This is a genomic window from Pseudomonas sp. TMW22091 (genome assembly GCF_022496705.1).
Classification (GTDB): Bacteria; Pseudomonadota; Gammaproteobacteria; order Pseudomonadales; family Pseudomonadaceae; genus Aquipseudomonas; species Aquipseudomonas saxonica.
In genome coordinates this window covers 204,579-227,340 of record NZ_SCFI01000007.1, presented here as the reverse complement: position 1 = coordinate 227,340, position 22,762 = coordinate 204,579, and the positions used below count along the sequence as shown (strand labels likewise).

The window sequence follows — 22,762 nt, the reverse complement described above, 5'->3', positions numbered from 1 at the left end:
ATGCGGGGTTTGATTAAACCTCTAGCGGAACTGAATGTTGCGGATAGCCCAATGGGTGAGTTTTGGCGTTATAGAAGCGTAATGTCAGATTTTTGTCTGCAAATAGTGCCGCGTAGTGGTTTTTCTGGAAGCGTACAAAGGCTTCGCTGCGCGGGTAAATAGAGATGCACAGTGTTTTCAGCGGGGCTTGGCGCAATGCGTCGATGAGGTGCTGATCCTGCTCGCCCAGACTGTGGCCAAATACGCACAGGGCGTCTTTGTGAGCCATCAATTGTTCATGGCAGAAAGACAGGTAGTCACATTGACGTATGGATTTACGTTTGTCGTCGCTGCTGCTTTCGCTGATAAACAGTGGCACATCGTCCAGCGCACTGATTGAGTGATTGATCGCAAAGTTGCTCAGTAACGTGGGTTGCGAGCCAGTGAGCTTGCGGGCTTTACCTCCCTGATTTTTGACCAGATGCAGTGCACCGTGCAGGTAGAGCACACGGGTGGCCTTGCTTTTGGTCAGTGCGGTGTTCAGTTCGAAGGTGGCGGTGGCCGTGTCGAACAGGTCGTTGAAATTTTTCGGTGCCTGCATCAGGGCCCAGGGGGTGAGCAGGTCGTAGTTGGAGCAATACACCGTGGCATACCGCGCCAGTTCTGTGTTCCAGCAGGTCAGCGTCTCAGGCTGCATCAAGCGCCAAGGGATGTGCACGTCCTGCATGCTGTTGATCAGCGCTTCTTTAATGGCGTAGTAGCGTTTGCGCGGTGAGGCCGAGTTGATAGCCAGTGCTTTGTTGACCTTGCTCGCCGTTTTAAGGGCGCTCAGCACCTGCTCGAAGTTTCGTGTGCTCAGCGCCTCAAATACGCTGAGTTCGGTTTGGCTCAGGGGCTTTTCGGCAATGCTTTTGGTTTTTTCAAACAGCGATTCGTAATAAAAGTCGTGCCATACGGCCATGCTTGCACCGTTACCCAGTAGCAGCCCGCTGCACGGTGTGCTGGCGCTCAGGGCATTCCAGTCTTCAAGTTGGGCGTCAAATTCCTGAAAAGGGGTCATCACTAATAGGGTCTCAGGGCGTGGGCGATGTAGGACTTTATCACGCTCATGTGTTGAGCCAGATCAACATTGGTGCATACAGATTGGGGGAAGCTGTGAGGACCGATTTAGCCAGTGACCCGCCAAGAGGACTCGCCATGACCAGCACTTTCTTTATTCCTGCCGTAAATATTATGGGTAACGGTTGCCTTGATGAAGCCATGGTTGCGATTAGCAATTATGGGTTTCGCAAAGCCTTGATCGTGACTGACGCCGGGTTGGCCAAGGCGGGTGTTGCCACTCTGATCGCTAAAAAGCTGGAAGAGCAGGACATAGACTCGGTTATTTTCGACGGTGCCAAACCGAACCCGAGCATTGCAAACGTCGAAGCGGGCTTGAAGGTGCTCAAGCAGCATCAGTGCGACTTTATTGTGTCGCTGGGCGGTGGATCGCCCCATGACTGCGCCAAAGGGATTGCGCTGTGCGCCACCAATGGCGGGCATATTCGCGATTATGAAGGGGTTGATCGCTCGGCCAAGCCTCAGCTGCCGCTGGTTTCGATCAACACCACGGCAGGGACTGCCAGCGAGATGACGCGGTTTTGCATCATCACCGATGAGGAGCGTCACGTAAAAATGGCCATTGTTGACCGTAACGTAACCCCGTTACTGTCGGTCAACGATCCTGAGTTGATGGTGGCCATGCCTAAAGGACTGACCGCGGCGACGGGTATGGATGCTTTGACCCATGCCATTGAAGCGTATGTGTCGACGGCAGCCACGGCGATTACCGACGCATGTGCAATCAAGGCGATGGAGTTGATCAGCCAGAACCTGCGTCAAGCCGTGAATGACGGCAAGGATTTAACCGCGCGGGAGAATATGGCTTACGCGCAGTTCCTCGCGGGGATGGCGTTTAACAATGCGTCGTTGGGTTTTGTGCATGCGATGGCGCATCAGCTGGGCGGTTTTTACGACTTGCCACACGGCGTATGTAATGCGGTGCTGTTGCCCCATGTGCAAACGTTTAATGCCAGTGTCTGTGCGTCTCGCCTGACCGATGTGGCGCATGCCCTGGGTGCTGATGTGCGTGGTTTGAGCCCGGAAGAGGGCGCGCAAGCGGCCATTGCGGCGATCAGGACGCTGGCCAAGGATGTGGAAATTCCTGCGGGCCTGCGGGATTTGGGGGCCAAAGTGGAAGATATTCCGTTGCTGGCGACCAATGCCCTGAAGGATGCGTGCGGTTTTACCAATCCGCGCAAGGCAGATCAGGGGCAGATTGAAGAAATTTTCCGGAATGCGTTTTGATTTGATAACGCACCCTCACCCCAACCCTCTCCCAGAGGGAGAGGGGGCTGATCTGAGGTGTTGCGCACATGTGCTTTTGCTTTTGGTTCCCTCTTTGCGGCGGGAGATGGGTCTGATATCTGCTTTGCTTTTAGTCCCCTCTCCCTCTGGGAGAGGGCTAGGGTGAGGGTGTTTTTGACAAGCAAAAAAAGGCCGGGCTATTAACCCGGCCTTTTCGTGTCTGACGTATCCGTGCTTACTGCACTTCTACCGCCAGGCTTTCGCTGATTTTCTTCTGCCAGATGGCCGGGCCGGTAATGTGTACCGACTCGCCCTTGCTGTCGACTGCCACGGTCACAGGCATGTCTTTAACATCAAACTCGTAGATCGCTTCCATGCCCAATTCGGCAAAGGCCACCACGCGTGATTTCTTGATGGCCTGAGCCACCAGGTACGCTGCGCCACCCACTGCCATCAAGTACACCGCTTTGTGTTCTTTAATCGCTTCAATGGCGGTAGGGCCACGCTCGGATTTGCCGATCATGCCCAGCAAGCCGGTCTGATCGAGAATCTGGCGGGTGAACTTGTCCATCCGCGTAGCGGTAGTCGGGCCTGCCGGGCCAACCACTTCGTCACGCACTGGATCAACCGGGCCTACGTAGTAGATGAAGCGCCCCTTGAGGTCCACGGGCAAGGTTTCACCCTTGTTCAGCATTTCAACCATGCGTTTGTGCGCAGCGTCACGACCGGTCAGCATTTTGCCGTTCAGCAGGACAGTTTCGCCCGGCTTCCAGCTCTGTACGTCTTCCGGAGTCAGGGTGTCGAGGTTGACACGGCGGGCCGACGGGCCAGCTTCCCAGACGATTTCCGGGTAAGCGTCCAACGGTGGTGCCTCGAGAGAGGCAGGGCCGGAGCCGTCCAGCACGAAGTGAGCATGACGGGTGGCAGCGCAGTTCGGGATCATGCACACCGGCAGTGACGCGGCGTGGGTCGGGTAATCCATGATTTTAACGTCGAGCACGGTGGTCAGACCGCCCAGGCCCTGAGCGCCGATACCCAGTTGGTTAACCTTTTCGAACAACTCGATACGCATCTCTTCGATACGGTTGGACGGGCCGCGTTTGATCAGGTCATGAATGTCGATGGATTCCATCAACACTTCCTTGGCCATCACCGCTGCTTTTTCCGCCGTGCCGCCAATACCGATACCCAGCATGCCCGGTGGGCACCAGCCCGCGCCCATCGTCGGAACGGTCTTGAGCACCCAGTCAACGATCGAGTCGGACGGGTTGAGCATGGCCATTTTAGATTTGTTCTCGGAACCGCCACCCTTGGCGGCTACGTCCACTTCCACGGTATTGCCCGGAACGATGGAGTAGTGGATGACGGCCGGGGTGTTGTCCTTGGTGTTGCGGCGAGCGCCGGCCGGGTCGGCCAGAATCGATGCGCGCAGGACGTTTTCAGGCAGGTTGTAAGCGCGACGCACGCCTTCATTGATCATGTCGTCCAGGCCCATGGTGGCGCCATCCCAGCGCACGTCCATGCCCACACGCACGAAAACGGTGACGATGCCGGTGTCCTGACAGATCGGGCGGTGGCCTGTGGCACACATGCGCGAGTTGATCAGGATTTGCGCCATCGAGTCACGGGCCGCTGGCGATTCTTCGCGCAGGTAGGCTTCGTGCATGGCCTGGATGAAGTCCACGGGGTGGTAGTAGGAAATGAATTGCAGGGCGTCAGCTACGCTCTGAATCAGGTCGTCTTGCTTGATCACGGTCATGGGTCGCGCTCCTCTATAAGACGGGAACATACAATCAATAAGGTGTTTGCGACCTTGGTGCATCGGTCTGTCGAAAACATCTTTGCTAGGCCTACCGGCACGCATGACCGGTACAAAAACGGCGCGGCAGTATAACCCGGCATAGCCCGTGATACACCCGCCGGGTGTCAAACGAAGGTAGGGGGGTGTGGAGCGGATCAACCGTAGCAGTTGCCGAAGGCTACGTCCGATGGCGAAGCCGTCGTAGAATCAGCCATCGCGGACTTTCATTCAGACCGCACTTTCAGTTCTTACGATCGCTGCGCAATCGAACGTAGCCTTCGGCAACTGCTACGAATCAGGAGGCCAGAGTGCCCAAGCTACACGTTGCCGACCAATGCTGGCCAGTTGCAAACGGCAGCAATTTACTCGATGCCTTGAATCAAGCTGGTGTAGCGGTGCCTTACAGTTGCCGCGCGGGCAGTTGCCATGCGTGTCTGGTGCGCTGCGTGCAGGGTGAACCGGCTGACCTCAAGCCCGAAGCGTTGAGCCGGACACAGCGAGAGCAGGGCTGGCGTTTGGCCTGTCAGTGTCAGCTGGTCGGCGATCTGCACATCGAGGTGTTTGATCCGCGTCGTGATGGCGTGCCCGCGCAAGTGCAGTCGCTCGACTGGCTCAGTCCCACGGTATTGCGCTTGCGTCTGGCGCCGCAACGTCCCTTGCGTTACCGGGCGGGCCAGCATGTGGTTTTGTGGGCCGATAACCACATTGCGCGCCCTTATTCGCTGGCCAGCCTGCCGGATGAGGATCGCTTTCTGGAGTTCCACATCGATTGCGCCCATCCCGGTGAGTTCGTCCAGGCGGCCAGAGCATTCAACGTGGGTGATGCCGTGCGTTTGGGCGAGTTGCGGGGCGGCGCGTTGCGCTACGATCCTGACTGGCAAGAGCAGCCCCTTTGGCTACTGGCCTCCGGTACGGGACTGGGGCCATTGTTTGGCGTATTGCGGGAGGCATTGCGACAGGATCATCAAGGCACGATCCGTGTGGTGCATGTGGCGCGCGATGAGCAGGAGCACTACCTGAAGCATGAATTACTGGCCCTGGCGTACGCCCACTCCAACCTAGAACTTGAATTCCTTGAGCGCAAGCAGTTGCCTGATTTTCTAGTCCGCATGCGTCTTGTCAGCCGTCAAACCCACGCTCTAGTCTGTGGTCATCCGGACAGCGTCGAGGCATTTGCCAAGCAATTATTTCTGGCCGGGCTGGGGCGCAATCAACTGCTGGCGGATGCTTTTCTGACCCGCAGTTGAGCGCTGATTTTATAAGTGGTGAGGGCGGGTATGAGTCAGGACATCATTGTTGAACGCGAAGGTGCGGTGCTGACATTACAGCTCAATCGCACGCACAAGAAAAATGCGTTGACCCGCGAGATGTACAGCGCGTTGGCGAAGGCACTGGAGCAGGCTGATGCCGATGCGTCGGTGCATGCAGTGCTGCTGACCGGCTCCGCCGAGTGTTTCACCAGTGGCAACGATATTGGTGATTTTCTGCAGCAGCCGCCCGTGGACATGCAAAGCCCGGTGTTCTGCTTTATGCGCAGCCTGCTGGAATGTCGCAAGCCAGTAGTGGCGGCTGTTGCAGGGGCTGCTGTGGGTATTGGTACAACCTTATTGCTGCATTGCGACCTGGTCTATGTCAGCGCAGATGCTCGATTACGCATGCCCTTCGTTAACTTGGGACTAAGCCCCGAGTTCGGTTCAAGTCTATTGCTGGCGCAGGTGGTTGGGCCGGTGAGGGCAGCGCAGTTGCTGTTGCTGGGCGAAGGCTTCAGTGGTGGGCAGGCGGCAGACTGGGGGCTGGCCAATAGGGCGTTGCCCACGGGTGTTGCCGCTATTGAAAAAGCCCGCGAAGCGGCGCACAACCTGGCACGTTTGCCTGCGGCGGCGGTACAGGACAGTAAGCGTTTGATGAAGGCTGCGGGGCGCGCGAAAATACGTCAGGTGATAGAAGATGAGAGTTGGCTGTTTATTCAGCGGCTGAGCTCACCCGAGGCGATGGCGGCACTGTCGGGCTTTATGAATAAGGCATAAGTCATCTTGTATCTATGGAAAAGCCCCGGCTGATCACTCAGACGGGGCTTTTGGTTACGGCCTGTTAAGGCTTAAACCATTTTGTCGCCGACATGCAGAATCTTCATGCCATTGGTGCCACCGATGGTGTGGTAGCTGTCGCCCTTGGTCAGGATGACCCAATCGCCTTTTTCAACGACGCCGCGCTTGAGCAGCTCGTCGATGGCGGCCTGGCTGACCTGTTCTGGCGGCAACGAAGCCGGGTCGAACGGCACGGTGTAAACGCCCCGGAACATGGCTGCGCGCGCTTGGGTTTCACGGTGCGGGGAGAACGCGTAGATCGGCACCGAGGAACGAATACGCGACATGATCAGCGGCGTATAACCACTCTCGGTCAGGGCGATGATCGCTTTGACACCCGGGAAATGGTTGGCGGTGTACATGGCCGCCAGCGCAATGCTCTGGTCACAGCTTTCGAAGGTCTTGCCGATACGGTGGCTGGAAGTTTTGCTGGTCGGGTGCTTTTCAGCGCCGACACAAATACGCGCCATGGCCTGCACCGCTTCCAGTGGATAAGCACCGGCAGCACTTTCAGCTGAAAGCATTACGGCATCGGTGTAGTCGAGAACGGCGTTGGCAACATCGGACACTTCGGCACGTGTTGGCATCGGGTTCTGGATCATCGACTCCATCATCTGGGTCGCAACGATCACCGCTTTGTTGTGGCGGCGTGCGTGCAAGATGATTTTCTTCTGGATACCGACCAGTTCAGCGTCGCCGATTTCAACACCCAGATCGCCACGGGCAACCATTACGGCGTCGCTTGCCTTGATCAGGCCGTCGAGGGTTTCGTCGTCGGCTACCGCTTCGGCGCGCTCAATCTTAGCCACCAGCCAGGCAGTACCGCCGGCTTCGTCACGCAGCTGGCGGGCGTATTCCATGTCTGCAGCGTCACGTGGGAACGATACAGCCAGATAGTCGACCTGCATTTCTGCGGCCAGCTTGATGTCAGCCTTGTCTTTTTCAGTCAGGGCCGGTGCAGTCAGACCGCCACCACGACGGTTGATGCCTTTGTGGTCGGACAGCGGGCCGCCGATCAGCACGGTGCAATGCAGTGCGTCGTCAGTGGCAGTGTCGACACGCATCACCACGCGGCCGTCATCGAGCAGCAGTTCGTCACCGACGCCGCAATCTTTTACCAGATCGGGGTAGTCGATACCGACCACTTGTTGGTTGCCTTCGGTCAACGGATGGCTGGTGGAGAAGGTGAATTGATCACCGACTTTCAGCTCGATCTTTTTGTTGGCGAATTTGGCGATACGAATTTTCGGGCCTTGCAGGTCACCCAGCAGAGCGACGAAGCGGCCATGTTTGGCGGCGATGTCGCGCACCAGCTTGGCACGGGCCTTGTGCTCATCGGGAGTGCCGTGGGAGAAGTTCAGACGGGCAACGTCCAGGCCAGCCAGAATCAGCTGCTCCAGCATTTCCGGTGAGTTGCTGGCAGGGCCAAGGGTGGCAACGATTTTAGTTCGACGAACAGACATGCAAAGACTCCTGAGTTCAAGCGCTGCCAAAGGCTACTATGGTCTTTGGCTGTAGTCATTGTTCCTCTGCACTACTTTAGGCTTAAGTTGTGGTGCATACGGTCTGTGGAAGTTTTGTCGCGTTCCTTTCCAGCCGTCAAGAATTTACCCGTGGGGTCGATAGAATGTTTAGAACAGGAGATACCCATGCGTTTATTACTCGTTTTGCTGGTCGCCGGCAGTATGGTCGGTTGCACACGGTGGTCGATGAATCACCATCTCAATAGCGCTTATCGTGCCTATGACCAGGGCAACTGTGAGGCGGTCATGCTGGAGCTGTCCGAAGTCGATCGCGAAAGCCGGAACCGTCCTTATATCTGGCCGCAAACGGCGATGATGCGCGGGCTGTGTCTGGAACGTACGAAGTTTTATCTGGATGCTGGCCAGACCTATCAATGGATTATCACCGAATTTCCGAAGAGCGAATGGGCCTACCGGGCCAAGGCGCGAATCGAGACCTTGCGTATTCTCAAGTTCATTCCCGGCCCGGCAAACAATCAAGCTATTACCACGCTGCCGTCTACGATTTAAGGGAGGTGCAGGTTGATCTGGCTAATGGCCATCAATCGGCTATTCTCAAAAAGTTTACAGGTTCAAACACCTACAAAGAGAGTCGTTGCATACCTTTAATCCTTGTTGTGGGGGGGTTACGCCGGTGTGGCACTGCTTCCATGTTTTTCTATTAGTGAAATCGCCATGATTATTGAACGGGGTATCCAGCGTCATCAATTGACGTTTTTTTTGAACGTATTCAATCGATTTACGGATAAATCCATAGGCTATTTGGGAGGGGTTTCAGAAGGTGGCTTGATGCTGTTCAGTCACCTGCCGGTTCTGGTAGATGCCAATTTTGACCTTCGCCTCAAACTGCCTGGAGAGACCGTTGATCTGAAGGCGCGTAGCCTGTGGTGCCATGAGGATGTGACACCGAATCACTATGACTCGGGTTTTGTACTGTATGAGCCCCCGGGTGAATACCGGTTGCTGATTCGTTCTTTGCGCCAATATTTCAGCTTTCAGCCGTTTCAGGCTTCTGCTTGAGCGCCGTGCGTGGGGCTGGTCTTGATCTGCCTTGAGCGCCTAGACTGAACAGGTCAACTGTTCAGGAACACCCCGTGACCTCTATTTTTTGGTACGACTACGAAACCACCGGCATCAATCCGCGCTGTGATCGAGCTGTGCAAGTGGCAGGTATCCGTACCGATGCCGATCTTAACGAGATTGATCAGCCGCTTAACCTCTACTGCCATCCCGCCGACGATATTCTTCCTCACCCCATGGCTTGCCTTATAACCGGCATTACCCCCGGGCGTCTGGAAGACCGAGGTTTGGGCGAAGCCGAGTTCATGACCCGCACTCATGCGCAATTGGCGCAACCGGGGACGTGTGGCGCGGGATATAACTCCTTGCGCTTCGATGATGAAGTCACGCGCTACAGCTTGTATCGAAATTTCTTTGATCCTTACGCACGCGAATGGCAGGGCGGTAACACGCGCTGGGATTTGATTGATGTGGTGCGTGCCGCCTATGCCCTGCGCCCTGAGGGGATTGTCTGGCCTGAGGAAGAGGGGCGGGTGACACTCAAGCTCGAGCGTCTCACGGCGGCCAATGGCATCGACCACGGCCAGGCGCACGATGCGTTATCCGACGTGCGGGCAACGATCGCCCTGGCGAGACTGATCCGTGACAAGCAGCCCAAGTTGTATGAGTGGCTATTCAATTTGCGAACCAAACAACGCGTACTTGATCAAGTTCGCTTGTTGCAGCCCATGGTGCATATATCTGGCCGCTTTTCTGCGGCCAGGCATTATTTGGGTGTGGTATTACCTTTGGCGTGGCACCCCAAAAATCGTAATGCGCTGATTGTGTACGACCTGCATTATGACCCTCAGCCTTTAATGGATATGGACGCCGGGGCATTGCGCCAACTGCTTTATACGCGCCGCGAAGATTTACCGGCCGGTCAATTACCCATTGGGCTAAAGCTGATACACGTTAATCGATGCCCGGTGGTGGCACCGATGAATGTTGTGCGGGCACAGGATCAAGCGCGTTTGCAGTTGGACATGCCTCAGTATCAGGTGCACGCCGCGCGGCTAATTGACGCTGCTCAAGTTTGGCAAGACAAGTTATCGACTATTTATGCCAGTGAAGACTTCACCCCCAGTGAAGACCCTGAGCAACAGTTGTATGACGGCTTTCTGGGTGAGCGCGATCGTCAATTATGCGAACGTGTCAGGCTCAGTGACCCGGAGCAATTAGGCAAAGATGAATGGCCTTTTGATGATCCGCGTTTACCCGAATTATTATTTCGGTACCGTGCGCGGAACTTTCCCAATACCTTGAGTGTGCCAGAGCAACAGCGTTGGCAAGTATTCTGCCAGGAGCGATTGTCAGACCCGGCCAAAGGCGCCCCGTTGACGCTGGACGGCTTCATGATGGCTGCACAAGAACTGTCCCGTAGTGCTACGCCTGCCCAGCTTAAGCTGTTGGATGAATGGCAGCGCTATGCGGTGCGGCTGAGCCGTCGTCTTGGGCTGGCTCTGCAAGGACAGGATCACGGGTAAATACCAGGCATTAAAAAACGCCAGCATGCTGGCGTTTTTTAATGGCGTTGCACCCAAGGTGCACGCGGTGTCGCTTAGTCAAGCAGAGTTGCCCAACCTTCTACTACGTCGCCGCCCCACTTGGCTTTCCACTCTTTCAGAGTTTTGTGGTTGCCACCTTTGGTTTCAATCACTTCGCCGTTGTGCGGGTTTTTGTATTGTTTAACCTTGCGGGCACGTTTGGTGCCGGTGGTTTTAACAACACCGCGCGGTGCTTTGCTTACTTTGGATTCTGGATCCAGCAGGGCGATAATGTCGCGCAGCGACTTTTGGTATTCGCCCATCAGGGTGCGCAGTTTGCCTTCAAATTCCAGCTCGGTTTGAAGTTTGTCGTCTTCCGACAGGTTCTTCAGGCGAGCTTGCAGTTCTTTGATAGCTTCTTCTGTTGCGCGGTATTCGTTGATCAAGGACATGAGGATAACCTTATGTTGAAAAGGGCTTGCAGGGATACAGTGGGGGCAATAATAGTCAGGCCGTTACAACAAGTAAACCTGCGTGGGCAATTAATTTAAAAAATAAGTATTAATGCGGGTGATGTTCTATATCACCGCTATTAAATAATGGGTGTTAGGGGAATGTTAAGAATGATTAATAAACCCTGCCTGTTTAGGTTAAAACTTCACGTTTCTCATCCTTGACTGATGAAGGTCTGTCTGCTCGTCATCGTGATGCAGGCAAACCACCCTTAAGGATTACTGCAGTTTTGCTGCGCACTCGCTAGAATGGCGGCTTTAGTAAAGTTTCTGGAGTTTTTCCCTCATGCGCACTTTTCGGTTGGTGATCGCCTGCCCCGACGGCGTCGGTATTGTTGCCAAGGTCAGTAATTTCCTGGCTTCGCACAATGGCTGGATCACTGAAGCGAGCCACCACTCTGATGATCAGAGCGGTTGGTTCTTTATGCGTCACGAAATTCGTGCCGATTCTCTGCCCTTCGGGTTGCAAGCCTTCCGTGAAGCGTTTGCCCCGATAGCCGAAGAGTTTTCGATGCAGTGGCGCATCACCGATACAGCGCAAAAGAAACGCGTGGTATTGATGGCGAGTCGCGAATCCCATTGTTTGGCCGACTTGCTGCACCGTTGGCACAGCGATGAATTGGACTGCGATATTTCCTGTGTCATTTCTAACCATGATGATCTGCGCAGCATGGTCGAATGGCACGGTATCCCGTTCTATCACGTACCGGTTGACCCGAAAGACAAAGAGCCAGCGTTTGCTGAAGTCTCGCGTCTGGTCAAACATCATGATGCCGAAGTGGTGGTGCTGGCGCGTTACATGCAAATCCTGCCGCCGGAACTGTGCCGCGAATACGAAGGCCAGGTGATCAATATCCACCATAGCTTCCTGCCGTCTTTTGTCGGTGCCAAGCCGTATCACCAGGCATCGCTGCGCGGTGTAAAACTCATTGGGGCAACGTGTCATTACGTAACCGAAGAGCTGGATGCGGGCCCGATCATTGAGCAAGACGTGGTGCGTGTCAGCCACAGCGACAGCATTGAAGACATGGTCCGCTTTGGTCGTGACGTCGAGAAGATGGTGCTGGCCCGTGGCCTGCGCTACCACCTTGAAGATCGCGTTCTGGTACATGGCAACAAAACGGTCGTGTTCTGATTGCTGCAATGCTGTAAATTCGTAGCAGTTGCCGCAGGCGACGTCCGATTGCGAAGCGATCGTAATGACTGATAACCAGTTTTAACGGCCACTGCAAAGGGTGCAGCCGATGGCAACTGTTGCGGTTTGAGTGTAAGCGGCGAGGATGTGCGAAATGACTGACCCTCTGGATAAAGCCACTTCAACGCCGCCTCCGACGCTTGGGGAGGGCTGCTTAAGCCGCTACGATCCCCAAGCCTTAAGCGCGGAGGATGGCACCGACTTTGCCGATGCGCGTGCCTTGTGGTTAACGCTCAATCCACCGTTGCCTGATGAGCCCGGCAGCCCCTCAGAGCCTTTCTCGGGTAAGTCCGGTGCTTAGCCAGGTACTCTTGGTCACGGGCTTGCGGCCGTTGGCAATCAGCCGTTGCAGGGTCTCGAACCAGTAGTTGCGGGAAAAACGATGGCGCATATCGACCGGATGCAACCCCAGTCTTATCAGGGGGGCGTCTTGCCAACGCTGCTCACGCACGTTACTCACTGCTTTTGACAGGCCCCGCCGCCATGCGCTGCCCGCACTCCAGACAAGACCTGGTGCTTTGACGGCAGAAAAATCCGGCAGACGGTAGAGATTCTGTGGGTCGCTGGTATAGCTCAGAGGTAGTTTGCTTAGGGCGCGACGCGTGCCCTCACTCATCAGCCATGCCGGGGCGACAAACCCCTGCACGGGCCACTGATAGCGTTCAAACAGCTCCAGCCCCTGCTGCAATCGGCTCAATGCCTGTGCTTCGGATAACGTATAAAACTCACCCTCCCAGGTATACACCCGGCGCATAAACCAATCGTAGGGTGTGCGCGGAGCGGGCTGGTCATCGGCGTGAAAATATCCATGCAACGCCAACTCATCGCCTTTGTTGACTCGGTTGTCGAGCATCTGTCGAAATGCATCGGCTCCGTTCAGTGAGCCGCAGTGGTGAAAATCGGGCACCACCAGCCATGTGATCGGGATCGAGCCCAGTGCGTCCACAGCCTCGACAAACGGCTGATAATCGGGCCAGGTCTGTGGTGCCACATCATGCAGCACGAGTGCAACAGACAGGTCAGACATGGGCAACCACAGGTTGCTCAGTGCCGAGCACGGCGTGGTAATGAATGAGCAGGTCCTGTACGACACGATCCCAGGAGTAATGCCGCTCGGCATGCTGGCGTGCCAGACGGCCGTGCTGCACCGGGCCGTGGGTGAACAGCTCACGCACTGCATCGGCCATCGCTTGCGGGTTGTTCGGCTGGCACAGAAGGCCCACTTCATCGTGTACCAGCTCGCTGAATGCACCGGCGTCGACGGCGACCACCGGAATGCCACTGGCCATGGCTTCAAGAATCACCAAGCCAAAAGTTTCCTGATCGCCGGCATGCACCAATGCATCGGCGCTGGCCATATAGCGCGCCACCTGTGCGCCTGGGCAAAAATGATCGACAACGGTCACGTTATCCGGCACCTGTGACGGCATTTGCGAGCCGACCAGCAAGAGATGCCAGGCTTTACCGAGATTGCGCATGCAATCCAGCAGGACGTGCAGATTTTTCTCTCTGGAGCCTCGCCCGGCAAAAATCAGCAGGTGGGTGTCTGGATCTATGCCTAGCTCGGCGCGCAAGTCGGGATCCCGGTGTTGGGGGTTAAACGTCTGTAAATCGACGCCCAGTGCTTGTACGAACACATTGTCGACGCCCAGCTCGATCAATTTATTTGCCATGATCTGGCTCGGGGCCAGCACCCGGTCAAAATTTCTGTACAGGCGGCTGACATACGCTTCAGCGTTGGGGGTCAACCAGTTGCCCATGCGGTTGCGTACCAGCAGTGGCAAATCCGAGTGATAAAACCCGATGACCGGGACGTCTAGCTGACGGCGCGCATCCAGTGCAGCCCATGCGGTGAGGTAGGGGTCGCCAACTTCGATCACGTCGGGTTTCAGGCCTTGCAAAATATTGCACCAGGGCGCCAAACGGATCGGGAAGCGAAAGCCGTTGCCAAAGGGCAGGACGGGGGAGGGAACCTGATGAATACCATCCTGAACGGTGCGGTCGCTGCCCGGTATCAAAAGGCTGTGCCGGATCCCTGGCAAGCGGCTCAGGCGCCGGTGTTTGGCATCCAGGTAAGTGCGCACACCGCCACTGGCGGGTGCGTAGAACATCGTGATGTCAGCAATATGCACGGCCTTGAATCCTTTGAATATCCAGCGTCCTGAGGGGTGCCCTTATTGGATGATAGATGTTCGCAAGTTTTTGGCCGGTCAAAATGCTGCTTGACTGCTCATGACGCAGTCAAGCGGTGTGCTGCGAGGAGTGATCAGATGCGGAAACTGCCCACCAGTTGCTTGAGGCGCGCGGCTTGCTGCTCCAGATCTGTGCAGGCCCTGAGGGTGGACTGAAGATTTTCAACGCCTTCCTGATTCAGCGTGTTGATTTCAGTAATGTCCATATTGATGGACTCAACCACTGACGTCTGCTCTTCGGTGGCGGTCGCGACAGACTGATTCATGCCATCAATCTCGCCAATGCGTTGGGTCACACTGACCAGGCGTTCGCCTGCGCTATTGGCGATCACCACGCTGTCCTGGCTGTGGCGCTGACTTTGCTCCATGGTGCTGACCGACTCGCGCGCGCTGACCTGTAATTCTTCAATCATGCTTTGCACTTGCTGGGCCGACTCCTGGGTGCGGTGCGCAAGGTTGCGCACTTCGTCTGCGACCACGGCAAAGCCACGCCCGGCTTCGCCTGCACGGGCTGCCTCAATGGCGGCATTGAGCGCCAACAGGTTGGTTTGTTGAGAAATGCTGGTGATCACTTCAAGGATTTGCCCGATATTGACCGTCTTGGCATTCAACGACTCGATATGGCTGCTGGAAGTGGCGAGCAACTGCGACAGCTGCTGCATCGACCCGATGCTGCGCTCAACCACCTGCTGGCCTTCTTCAGCCAGGCCGCGCGCATCGCTGGCTTGATGTGACGCTTGAGCTGCGTTGCGGGCAATTTCCTGTGCCGCAGCACCCAGCTCATTGATAGCGGCTGCGACGCTGTTGGTGCGGCTGGCTTGCTCATCAGAGTTGAGCAGCGATGAGTTGGAGGCGCTGACAACGCGGATGGCCACTTCGTTGACCTGCTGGGTTGCCGACGACACTTGAGTCATGGAGGTGTGAATGCGTTCTACAAAACGGTTGAACGCATTCCCCAGTGTGCCGAATTCGTCATTGGATTCAATGCTCAGGCGGCGGGTCAGATCGCCTTCGCCCTCGGCAATGTTTTGCATGGCGCGGGTCATCACGTGCAGCGGTTGCATCAGCAGGCGGATCAGCAAGCCAAGCAGGGCAATGATCGAAATCACGGCAACGGCTGTGGCAATGATCGCTGAAGTGCGGAAAGTACTCAGTGCTGCAAAGGCCTGATCTTTATCGATTGACAGGCCGATGTACCAATTGACCGTACCCAGCCCTTTGATCGGCGCAAAGGTCACAATTCGGGGGCTGCCGTTTAGCTGGGTCTCACTGATTTGAGTGCTGATTGGCGGGGTGTTATCCGGGTAAATGTCGGCCAGGTTCTGAGTGATCAGGGATTTGTCCGGGTGAGCCAGAATTTTCCCGTCAGCGTTGATCAAGAAGGCGTAGCCCATGCCGTTGAAGTTCAGGGCGTTGATGGTATCGCTTATGGTTTGCAGGTTCAGGTCCGCGCCCGCGACGCCTAGGGTTTGACCGGCTTTTTTCACCGCGGCGCCGATTGAAATAATCATCTGCCCGGTGACAACGTCTATAAAGGGTTCGGTCAGGCTTGCCGTATTGCTGTTCAGTGCGCCTTTGTACCAAAGCCGGGTGCGCGGGTCGAAGCCCTCCGGCATCTTGCTGTCGGGGCGCATGGTAAAGCCGCCTTGATTGTCGCCATAGTAAACGGCCATAAAGGTACTGCTCAGCGCCTTCTGCTCAAGCAGGCTGGCCAGTTGGGCAGGTTCAGGGTTGATGGCAATGGACTCGGCAAGGTTTTCAACCAGCAGGGTGCGTCCACCCAGCCATGTCTGAATATTGTTGGCCGTCACGCTGCCCATTTCATGCAGATAACTGTTGAGGTTGTTGCTGATGGCGTTGCGCTGCAGATAGTCGTTGTACACCGTAAAGAGCGAAAACGCGGCGATCACGATCAAGGACGCGGCAAGCAGGATCTTGTGGCTGAAACGAAGGTTTTTATTCATGGCTTGAAGAATCCGCAAAGAAAAATGTAATGCCAACACCCTGGAAAAAAGCGCACTGTCTGAACCGCCGCCAAAATCGGAGGCGAGATTTGTCGGTGGCGAGTTTATCCGTACAAAATCCGTTTTTTTCTGGTCTAGCATTAACGTTATATCGACGCTGGATCGCGAAAGATTAATAAAAGGTGGCAATATGCCTGACTCGTCTTCTCTTCAACTTGGCGCTGACCTTGCCGGTCAGCCGATTGCTCAATCGTTGCGCCTGGCAAATCGTCACGGTTTGATCGCGGGGGCCACCGGGACGGGTAAAACCGTCACCCTTCAACGCTTGGCTGAACAGTTCAGTGATGCCGGAGTGGCCGTATTTGCCGCTGACATAAAGGGCGACCTGTGTGGGCTGGGTGCAGCGGGCAACCCGCAGGGCAAAATCGCCGAGCGCATAGGCACAATGCCGTGGCTCAACTATCAGCCTAAGGCGTATCCGGTAACGTTGTGGGACATAGCCGGTAAAACGGGTCATCCATTGCGTACAACATTGAGCGAAATGGGGCCGTTATTGCTGGGCAGTCTGCTGGAATTGACCGATAGCCAGCAGTCGGCACTGTATGCAGCCTTCAAAGTGGCTGATCGTGAAGGGTTGTTGCTGCTGGATTTAAAAGATCTCAAAGCCTTGCTTAATCATCTGCGTGACAACCCTGAAGTGTTGGGCGACGACGCGGCCTTGATGACTACGGGGTCTAGTCAAGCGTTGTTGCGTCGCCTCTCAACACTTGAGCAGCAGGGTGCTGAGGCACTGTTTGGTGAGCCTGCTCTGCAACTTGAGGACATTCTGCAACCTGCCAGCGATGGTCGCGGTCGGATTCACCTGCTCGACGCCAGTCGCCTGGTACATGAAGCGCCCAAGGTCTATGCCACCTTCCTGTTGTGGCTATTGGCTGAGCTTTTTGAGCAGTTGCCAGAGCGCGGCGATGCCGATAAACCCTTGCTGGCGCTGTTTTTTGACGAGGCCCATTTGCTCTTTGCCGGAACGCCCAAGGCGTTACAAGACCGTCTGGAACAAGTGGTTCGGTTGATACGCTCCAAAGGAGTCGGGGTTTATTTTGTCACGCAGTCGCCCGCGGATTTGCCCGATGCCGTGCTTGCCCAGTTGGGTTTGCGTATTCAGCATGGGCTGCGGGCGTTCACGGCCAAGGAACAAAAGTCGCTGAAGGCTGTGGCAGAAGGGTTTCGCCCTAATCCGGCGTTCGATGCGTTGGCGGTACTGACCGAGCTGGGCACGGGCGAGGCATTGGTCGGCATGCTTGAGGAAAAAGGTACACCGGCCATGGTGCAGCGGGTAATGATTGCGCCGCCGCAGTCGCGAATCGGCCCGCTGACGGAAGCAGAACGCGCTGCGCTCATAGCGACCTCGCCCCTGCAAGGGCGCTACGACAAACCGATTGATCGGGAGTCGGCCTATGAAGTGCTCATGGCTCGCAAGGGCCAGGCACCACAAAACGCTGAACCGTCCAAGTCCGAGCCGGGGCTTCTTGATCAGGCGGGGGCCTTTCTGGGTACCACGGCGGGCAAGGCATTGCAGTCAATGGCGCGTCAGGCTGCGAGTCAGATGGGCCGACAATTGGTACGTGGCTTAATGGGGTCGCTATTGGGCGGCAGCAAGCGTAAATAATCCATCGCTGCGCATGTTGCTGGTTATCGCAGGGCGCGTCCCTCAGGTCTGTGAGGAGCCTTTGGGCTTGGCGTGACTGGCCAGCCGCTCAAGGGCGGCTCGCAACGCCGGGTCGCTGATGCCATCGGCTGTCGCCTGAATGGTCTGGCCTGCATCGACTGAAAGGTCGAGTGTATGGCCGGCCACTTTGGCCTGCACTGTTGGCGGCTGCACTTTGAAGAGAATGCGGGTCAGGCTGGCGAATTCGTCAAATGCCTGAAGTTGGCGCTGCAAACGCTTTTGCTGATAACGCAGGCGAGTGGCCCAATGTCCGTCAGTCACGATTAGCAAAAGACTGCCTTCACGCCATGACGCCACGTGACAATGTTCGCGGGCAGCCGGCTGTAATTGGCTTTCAAGCAGGCGCTGCAAGTGCGCCAGACGCTTTGCGTGGCCAAAAATAGCTTTTAGAGGCTTGGCCTCGCGCAGCAGAACGGAGGGTGCCCGTGCCGGGTGTGGGCGAAATGCCATGTGCAGACACCTGATAGAACAGAGCCGCAATCTTAGCAGAAACCACCCCAATCACTCGTCATGCTCAGGGCTTGATGAAGAATATTTGTGAAATCAATGAGTAACTTATGCGTTTGATGGGTTGAAGTTCAGCCAAAAGGCCTTATTTTAGAGAGGCCCCGTCACAACGCTGCACCAGTATCGTGGAATAACGCCACTTTCCTCACCGACGTTTCCGGGTAGAATGCTCGCTCGCATGCGGCCATCAGGGCTGCTCGGGCGACTCACGGGGCCGCCCTCCATCCCTATGTGTGGAAGATCCTGCCGATATGTTTGCGCCTTTGTTAAAGAAACTTTTTGGAAGCAAGAACGAGCGCGAAGTTAAACGCATGCTCAAGACGGTACAGATCGTCAACTCACTCGAAGAGCAAATGGTTGCTCTGACCGATGAGCAATTGCGCGCCAAGACCGAAGAGTTCAAGGCCCGCATAGCCAAAGGCGAGACCCTCGATCAACTGTTGCCGGAAGCCTTTGCGGTCTGTCGTGAAGCAGGCAAGCGCGTCATGGGCATGCGCCATTTTGACGTTCAGTTGATCGGTGGCATGACCTTGCACGAAGGCATGATCGCAGAAATGCGTACCGGTGAAGGCAAGACCTTGGTCGCAACCTTGGGTGTTTACCTCAATGCGTTGTCCGGCAAGGGCGTACACGTTGTAACCGTGAACGACTATCTTGCACGTCGTGATGCCAACTGGATGCGTCCGCTTTATGAATTCCTGGGCCTGACGGTCGGCGTGGTTACGCCGTTCCAGCCGCCTCAGGAAAAGCGCGAAGCGTACGCGGCCGACATCACTTACGGCACCAACAACGAGTTCGGTTTCGATTACCTGCGCGACAACATGGCGTTCAGCATGGAAGAGAAATTCCAGCGCGAGCTGAATTTCGCCGTGATCGACGAAGTCGACTCCATCCTGATCGACGAAGCCCGTACACCGCTGATCATCTCCGGCCAGGCTGAAGACAGCTCCAAGCTGTACATCGAAATCAACAAGCTGATCCCGCGTCTTGAACAGCACATTGAAGAAGTTGAAGGCGAGGTGACCAAGCAGGGTCACTACACCATCGACGAGAAGACCCGTCAGGTCGAACTCAATGAAGCCGGTCACCAGTTCGTTGAAGAGATGCTGACCCAGATCGGTTTGCTCGCAGAAGGCGAAAGCCTGTACTCGGCACACAATCTGGGCCTGTTGACTCACGTGTACGCAGCACTGCGCGCTCACAAGCTGTTCAACCGCAACGTTGAATATATTGTTGAAGACGGTCAGGTGCTGCTGGTTGATGAGCACACCGGCCGTACCATGCCGGGCCGTCGCCTGTCCGAGGGCCTGCACCAGGCCATCGAAGCCAAGGAAGGTCTGAATATTCAGGCAGAGAGCCAGACATTGGCCTCGACTACCTTCCAGAACTACTTCCGTCTGTACAACAAACTGTCCGGCATGACCGGTACGGCCGACACCGAAGCGTTCGAATTCCACCAGATCTACGGTCTGTCGGTGATGGTTATTCCGCCGAACAAGCCGTTGGCACGTAAAGACTACAACGACCTGGTGTTTTTGACCGCCGAAGAGAAATACGCGGCCATCGTGGCTGATATCAAGGAATGCATGGCCAAAGGCCGTCCAGTTCTGGTAGGTACAGCGACTATCGAAACCTCCGAGCACATGTCCAACCTGTTGAAGCAGGAAGGTATCGAGCACAAGGTTCTGAACGCCAAGTTCCACGAAAAAGAAGCTGAAATCATTGCTCAGGCCGGTCGTCCGGGTGCTCTGACCATTGCCACCAACATGGCCGGTCGTGGTACTGACATCCTGTTGGGCGGTAACTGGGAAGTCGAAGTGGCCTCCCTGGAAAACCCGACCCCTGAGCAGATCGCCCAGATCAAGGCTGACTGGCAGAAACGCCACCAGCAAGTGCTGGAATCGGGTGGCCTGCATGTGATCGCTTCCGAGCGTCATGAATCGCGCCGTATCGACAACCAGTTGCGCGGTCGTGCCGGTCGTCAGGGGGACGCGGGTTCGAGCCGTTTCTACCTGTCGCTGGAAGACAGCCTGATGCGCATCTTTGCCTCTGATCGGGTGAAGAACTTCATGAAGGCCTTGGGCATGCAGTCTGGCGAAGCGATTGAGCACCGCATGGTGACCAACGCAATCGAAAAAGCTCAGCGCAAGGTTGAAGGCCGCAACTTCGATATCCGTAAGCAATTGCTGGAGTTCGATGACGTCAACAACGAACAGCGTAAAGTGATTTATCACATGCGTAACACGTTGCTGGCCGCCGACAATATCGGTGAAACCATCGCGGACTTCCGTAAAGACGTGCTTGAAAGCACCGTTAACGCCCACATTCCGCCACAGTCGTTGCCAGAGCAGTGGGACGTTAAAGGGCTGGAAGCAGCGATCGAAACCGGCTTTGGTGTCAAACTTCCGATCCAGCAATGGCTCGACGAAGACGATCACCTGTACGAAGAAACCCTGCGTGAGAAGTTGCTGGACGCTTTGCTTGAGGCTTATCGCGAGAAAGAAGAGCAGGCCAGCCCGGAAGCATTGCGCACCTTCGAGAAGCAAATTGTCCTGCGCGTGCTGGACGACTTGTGGAAAGATCACCTGGCGACCATGGATCACCTGCGTCACGGTATCCATCTTCGTGGCTATGCCCAGAAGAACCCGAAGCAGGAATACAAGCGCGAGTCGTTCAACCTGTTCTCCGAGTTGCTGGATTCGATCAAGCGCGATTCGATCCGCGTCTTGTCGCACGTCCAGGTTCGTCGCGAAGATCCGGTAGAAGAAGAGTCCCGCCTGCGCCAGGAAGCCGAAGATCTGGCTTCGCGGTTGCAGTTCGAACATGCCGAAGCGCCGGGTCTTGATGAACCTGAAGCGTTGGCTCAGGTGCTCGAAGGCGCCAGCGTAGAAGATGTTGTGTCGCCTGCCGAACCTGCTCGTAACGAGCAGAAGCTGGGTCGCAATGAGCTGTGCTACTGCGGCTCGGGCAAGAAATACAAGCATTGCCACGGGCAGATCAACTAACGCTCGCTTCAACTGCTGAAACACCTGCGCCGCGACCGGCATTAGCCGTCGCGGCGTTTTACCATTGAATTCCCGCCCCTTTGTGGCGGCGCATAGAACTTTTTGAGGAGCGCGTCATGGCTGTTGGTCTTGGTCCTTTGCCTACTTTGCACCCGGTAGCCGGTTTTGAGCTGGGTATCGCTTCAGCCGGTATCAAGCGTGTGGGTCGCAAGGACGTGGTGGTGATGCGTTGCGCCGAAGGTTCCAGCGTGGCTGGGGTGTTCACATTGAATGCCTTTTGCGCTGCGCCTGTGATTCTGGCCAAACAACGTGTAAAAGGCCCGATTCGCTATTTGCTGACCAACACTGGCAATGCCAACGCGGGCACAGGCGAGCCAGGTCTGGTGGCTGCAACCCGCACGTGTGCCAAATTGGCTGAGCTGGCGGGCGTAGATGCCAGCGCGGTACTGCCGTATTCCACGGGCGTAATCGGCGAGCCATTGCCGGTCGAGAAGATCGAAGGGGCCTTGCAAGCAGCCTTGGATGATTTGTCCGAGAACAACTGGGCGCAAGCGGCCACCGGTATCATGACCACCGATACCTTGCCCAAAGGTGCCAGCCGTCAGTTCGAGCACGAGGGTGTGACCATCACTGTGACGGGTATCAGCAAAGGCGCGGGCATGATTCGACCTAACATGGCGACCATGTTGGGCTATATCGCAACCGACGCTAAAGTATCCCGCGAGGTGCTGCAAAACCTGCTGCTCGACGGCGCTAACAAGTCCTTCAACCGCATCACGATCGATGGCGACACCTCGACCAACGATTGCTGCATGTTGATCGCCACGGGCAAAGCAGCGCTGCCTGAAATCACCGAAGCCAGTGGCCCGCTGTTCAGCGCACTCAAGCAAGCGGTATTGGACGTGTGCATGGACGTGGCTCAAGCGATCGTGCGAGACGGCGAAGGTGCGACCAAGTTTGTGACCGTTGAAGTGAATGGCGGCGGTAACCATCAGGAATGCCTGGACGTGGGTTACACCGTGGCCCATTCGCCATTGATCAAGACTGCACTGTTTGCCTCCGATCCGAACTGGGGTCGTATTCTGGCGGCTGTGGGTCGTGCCGGTGTGCCTGATCTGGATGTCAGCAAAATTGACGTGTTCCTGGGTGAAGTGTGCATCGCCAGCGGCGGCGCGCGCTCGGCCACTTACACCGAAGAGCAGGGGTCGGCCGTGATGGCTCGTGAAGAAATCACGATCCGTATCGAGTTGGGCCGTGGCGATTGCAGTGAGACTATTTGGACCACAGACTTGTCTCATGAATACGTGAAAATCAACGCCGAATACCGTACCTAAGTCGTCTCGACATGACGGGCCTTTCTGTTGAGTCTGTATGACTGG

The 22,762-nt window shown here is 56.1% G+C and carries 19 protein-coding genes and 1 pseudogene; 11 read left to right on the top strand and 9 right to left on the bottom strand.

The genetic code is table 11. From position 1 onward, the window contains the following. Positions 1 to 13 precede the first annotated feature (13 nt). Positions 14 to 1,039 (bottom strand): DUF4917 family protein, encoded by a 1,026-nt coding sequence (locus EQV93_RS15540; RefSeq protein ID WP_240891873.1) that lies wholly within the window; start codon positions 1,037 to 1,039, stop codon positions 14 to 16. A gap of 137 nt (positions 1,040 to 1,176) precedes the next feature. On the opposite strand from EQV93_RS15540, the gene yiaY reads away from it, so the two are divergent. Next, positions 1,177 to 2,325 carry an L-threonine dehydrogenase gene (gene yiaY / locus EQV93_RS15535; RefSeq protein ID WP_122783087.1) on the top strand — a complete coding sequence of 383 codons (1,149 nt, stop codon included), beginning with the start codon at positions 1,177 to 1,179 and terminating at the stop codon, positions 2,323 to 2,325. Positions 2,326 to 2,560: 235 nt separating this feature from the next. On the opposite strand, the gene EQV93_RS15530 is transcribed toward yiaY, so the two are convergent. Further along, the gene (locus tag EQV93_RS15530) at positions 2,561 to 4,084 is read right to left on the bottom strand and encodes a fumarate hydratase (RefSeq protein WP_122783088.1); all 1,524 of its coding nucleotides are present in this window, start codon (positions 4,082 to 4,084) and stop codon (positions 2,561 to 2,563) included. Between the two features lie 350 nt (positions 4,085 to 4,434). On the opposite strand from EQV93_RS15530, the gene EQV93_RS15525 reads away from it, so the two are divergent. Further along, positions 4,435 to 5,373, top strand: a complete 939-nt coding sequence (locus EQV93_RS15525; protein ID WP_240891857.1) for an iron-sulfur-binding ferredoxin reductase — start codon at positions 4,435 to 4,437, stop codon at positions 5,371 to 5,373. 30 nt (positions 5,374 to 5,403) lie between these two features. Then, entirely contained in the window at positions 5,404 to 6,153 is a 750-nt protein-coding gene (locus tag EQV93_RS15520; protein WP_240891856.1) for an enoyl-CoA hydratase-related protein, read from the top strand. A 71-nt stretch (positions 6,154 to 6,224) separates the two neighbouring features. Here the strand turns inward: EQV93_RS15520 and pyk are convergent, their stop codons facing one another. Beyond that, positions 6,225 to 7,676, bottom strand: coding sequence for a pyruvate kinase (gene pyk / locus EQV93_RS15515; protein ID WP_122783091.1), 1,452 nt, complete (start codon positions 7,674 to 7,676; stop codon positions 6,225 to 6,227). 186 nt (positions 7,677 to 7,862) lie between these two features. On the opposite strand from pyk, the gene EQV93_RS15510 reads away from it, so the two are divergent. The 3 genes from EQV93_RS15510 (at position 7,863) to sbcB (ending at position 10,282) form a co-directional block, all read left to right on the top strand. After that, positions 7,863 to 8,246 carry a tetratricopeptide repeat protein gene (locus EQV93_RS15510; protein ID WP_122783092.1) on the top strand — a complete coding sequence of 128 codons (384 nt, stop codon included), beginning with the start codon at positions 7,863 to 7,865 and terminating at the stop codon, positions 8,244 to 8,246. A 165-nt stretch (positions 8,247 to 8,411) separates the two neighbouring features. After that, on the top strand, positions 8,412 to 8,756 hold the full coding sequence (locus tag EQV93_RS15505; RefSeq protein WP_146386734.1) for a PilZ domain-containing protein: 345 nt from the start codon (positions 8,412 to 8,414) through the stop codon (positions 8,754 to 8,756). A gap of 74 nt (positions 8,757 to 8,830) precedes the next feature. Next, the gene (gene sbcB, locus EQV93_RS15500) at positions 8,831 to 10,282 is read left to right on the top strand and encodes an exodeoxyribonuclease I (RefSeq protein ID WP_122783094.1); all 1,452 of its coding nucleotides are present in this window, start codon (positions 8,831 to 8,833) and stop codon (positions 10,280 to 10,282) included. Between the two features lie 74 nt (positions 10,283 to 10,356). On the opposite strand, the gene mvaT is transcribed toward sbcB, so the two are convergent. Then, positions 10,357 to 10,734 carry a histone-like nucleoid-structuring protein MvaT gene (mvaT, locus tag EQV93_RS15495; protein WP_048363549.1) on the bottom strand — a complete coding sequence of 126 codons (378 nt, stop codon included), beginning with the start codon at positions 10,732 to 10,734 and terminating at the stop codon, positions 10,357 to 10,359. A gap of 346 nt (positions 10,735 to 11,080) precedes the next feature. Here mvaT and purU point away from each other — a divergent pair, with 346 nt between their 5' ends. Beyond that, positions 11,081 to 11,929: a formyltetrahydrofolate deformylase gene (gene purU, locus EQV93_RS15490; protein WP_240891855.1), complete on the top strand. Its 849-nt coding sequence runs from the start codon at positions 11,081 to 11,083 to the stop codon at positions 11,927 to 11,929. 154 nt (positions 11,930 to 12,083) lie between these two features. Further along, on the top strand, positions 12,084 to 12,290 hold the full coding sequence (locus EQV93_RS15485; RefSeq protein ID WP_122783096.1) for a hypothetical protein: 207 nt from the start codon (positions 12,084 to 12,086) through the stop codon (positions 12,288 to 12,290). Here EQV93_RS15485 and EQV93_RS15480 read toward each other — a convergent pair. The 4 genes and pseudogenes from EQV93_RS15480 to EQV93_RS22530 all read right to left on the bottom strand — a co-directional run. Next, positions 12,258 to 13,016, bottom strand: coding sequence for a DUF2334 domain-containing protein (locus tag EQV93_RS15480; RefSeq protein ID WP_122783097.1), 759 nt, complete (start codon positions 13,014 to 13,016; stop codon positions 12,258 to 12,260). The two genes, EQV93_RS15485 and EQV93_RS15480, sit on opposite strands and share 33 nt — an antisense overlap. Beyond that, positions 13,009 to 14,121: a glycosyltransferase family 4 protein gene (locus EQV93_RS15475; RefSeq protein ID WP_442968896.1), complete on the bottom strand. Its 1,113-nt coding sequence runs from the start codon at positions 14,119 to 14,121 to the stop codon at positions 13,009 to 13,011. The genes EQV93_RS15480 and EQV93_RS15475 overlap by 8 nt, the downstream gene beginning before the upstream one ends. Positions 14,122 to 14,255: 134 nt before the next feature. Then, on the bottom strand, positions 14,256 to 15,095 hold the full coding sequence (locus EQV93_RS22535; protein ID WP_411172341.1) for a methyl-accepting chemotaxis protein: 840 nt from the start codon (positions 15,093 to 15,095) through the stop codon (positions 14,256 to 14,258). Positions 15,096 to 15,113: 18 nt separating this feature from the next. Beyond that, positions 15,114 to 16,145 (bottom strand): annotated as a pseudogene (locus EQV93_RS22530) (HAMP domain-containing protein); the annotation flags it as partial. Between the two features lie 190 nt (positions 16,146 to 16,335). Between EQV93_RS22530 and EQV93_RS15465 the strand changes: the two are divergent. Further along, positions 16,336 to 17,811, top strand: coding sequence for a helicase HerA-like domain-containing protein (locus EQV93_RS15465; RefSeq protein ID WP_122783100.1), 1,476 nt, complete (start codon positions 16,336 to 16,338; stop codon positions 17,809 to 17,811). A 42-nt stretch (positions 17,812 to 17,853) separates the two neighbouring features. Here the strand turns inward: EQV93_RS15465 and EQV93_RS15460 are convergent, their stop codons facing one another. Continuing rightward, a complete protein-coding gene (locus EQV93_RS15460) occupies positions 17,854 to 18,321 on the bottom strand; it encodes a DUF721 domain-containing protein (RefSeq protein WP_122783101.1) in 468 nt (155 codons plus the stop codon). 308 nt (positions 18,322 to 18,629) lie between these two features. On the opposite strand from EQV93_RS15460, the gene secA reads away from it, so the two are divergent. Both secA and argJ read left to right on the top strand, forming a co-directional pair. Beyond that, positions 18,630 to 21,383, top strand: coding sequence for a preprotein translocase subunit SecA (gene secA, locus EQV93_RS15455; protein WP_122783102.1), 2,754 nt, complete (start codon positions 18,630 to 18,632; stop codon positions 21,381 to 21,383). Between the two features lie 116 nt (positions 21,384 to 21,499). Beyond that, entirely contained in the window at positions 21,500 to 22,717 is a 1,218-nt protein-coding gene (argJ, locus tag EQV93_RS15450; RefSeq protein ID WP_240891854.1) for a bifunctional glutamate N-acetyltransferase/amino-acid acetyltransferase ArgJ, read from the top strand. The last annotated feature ends 45 nt before the right edge of the window (positions 22,718 to 22,762 follow it).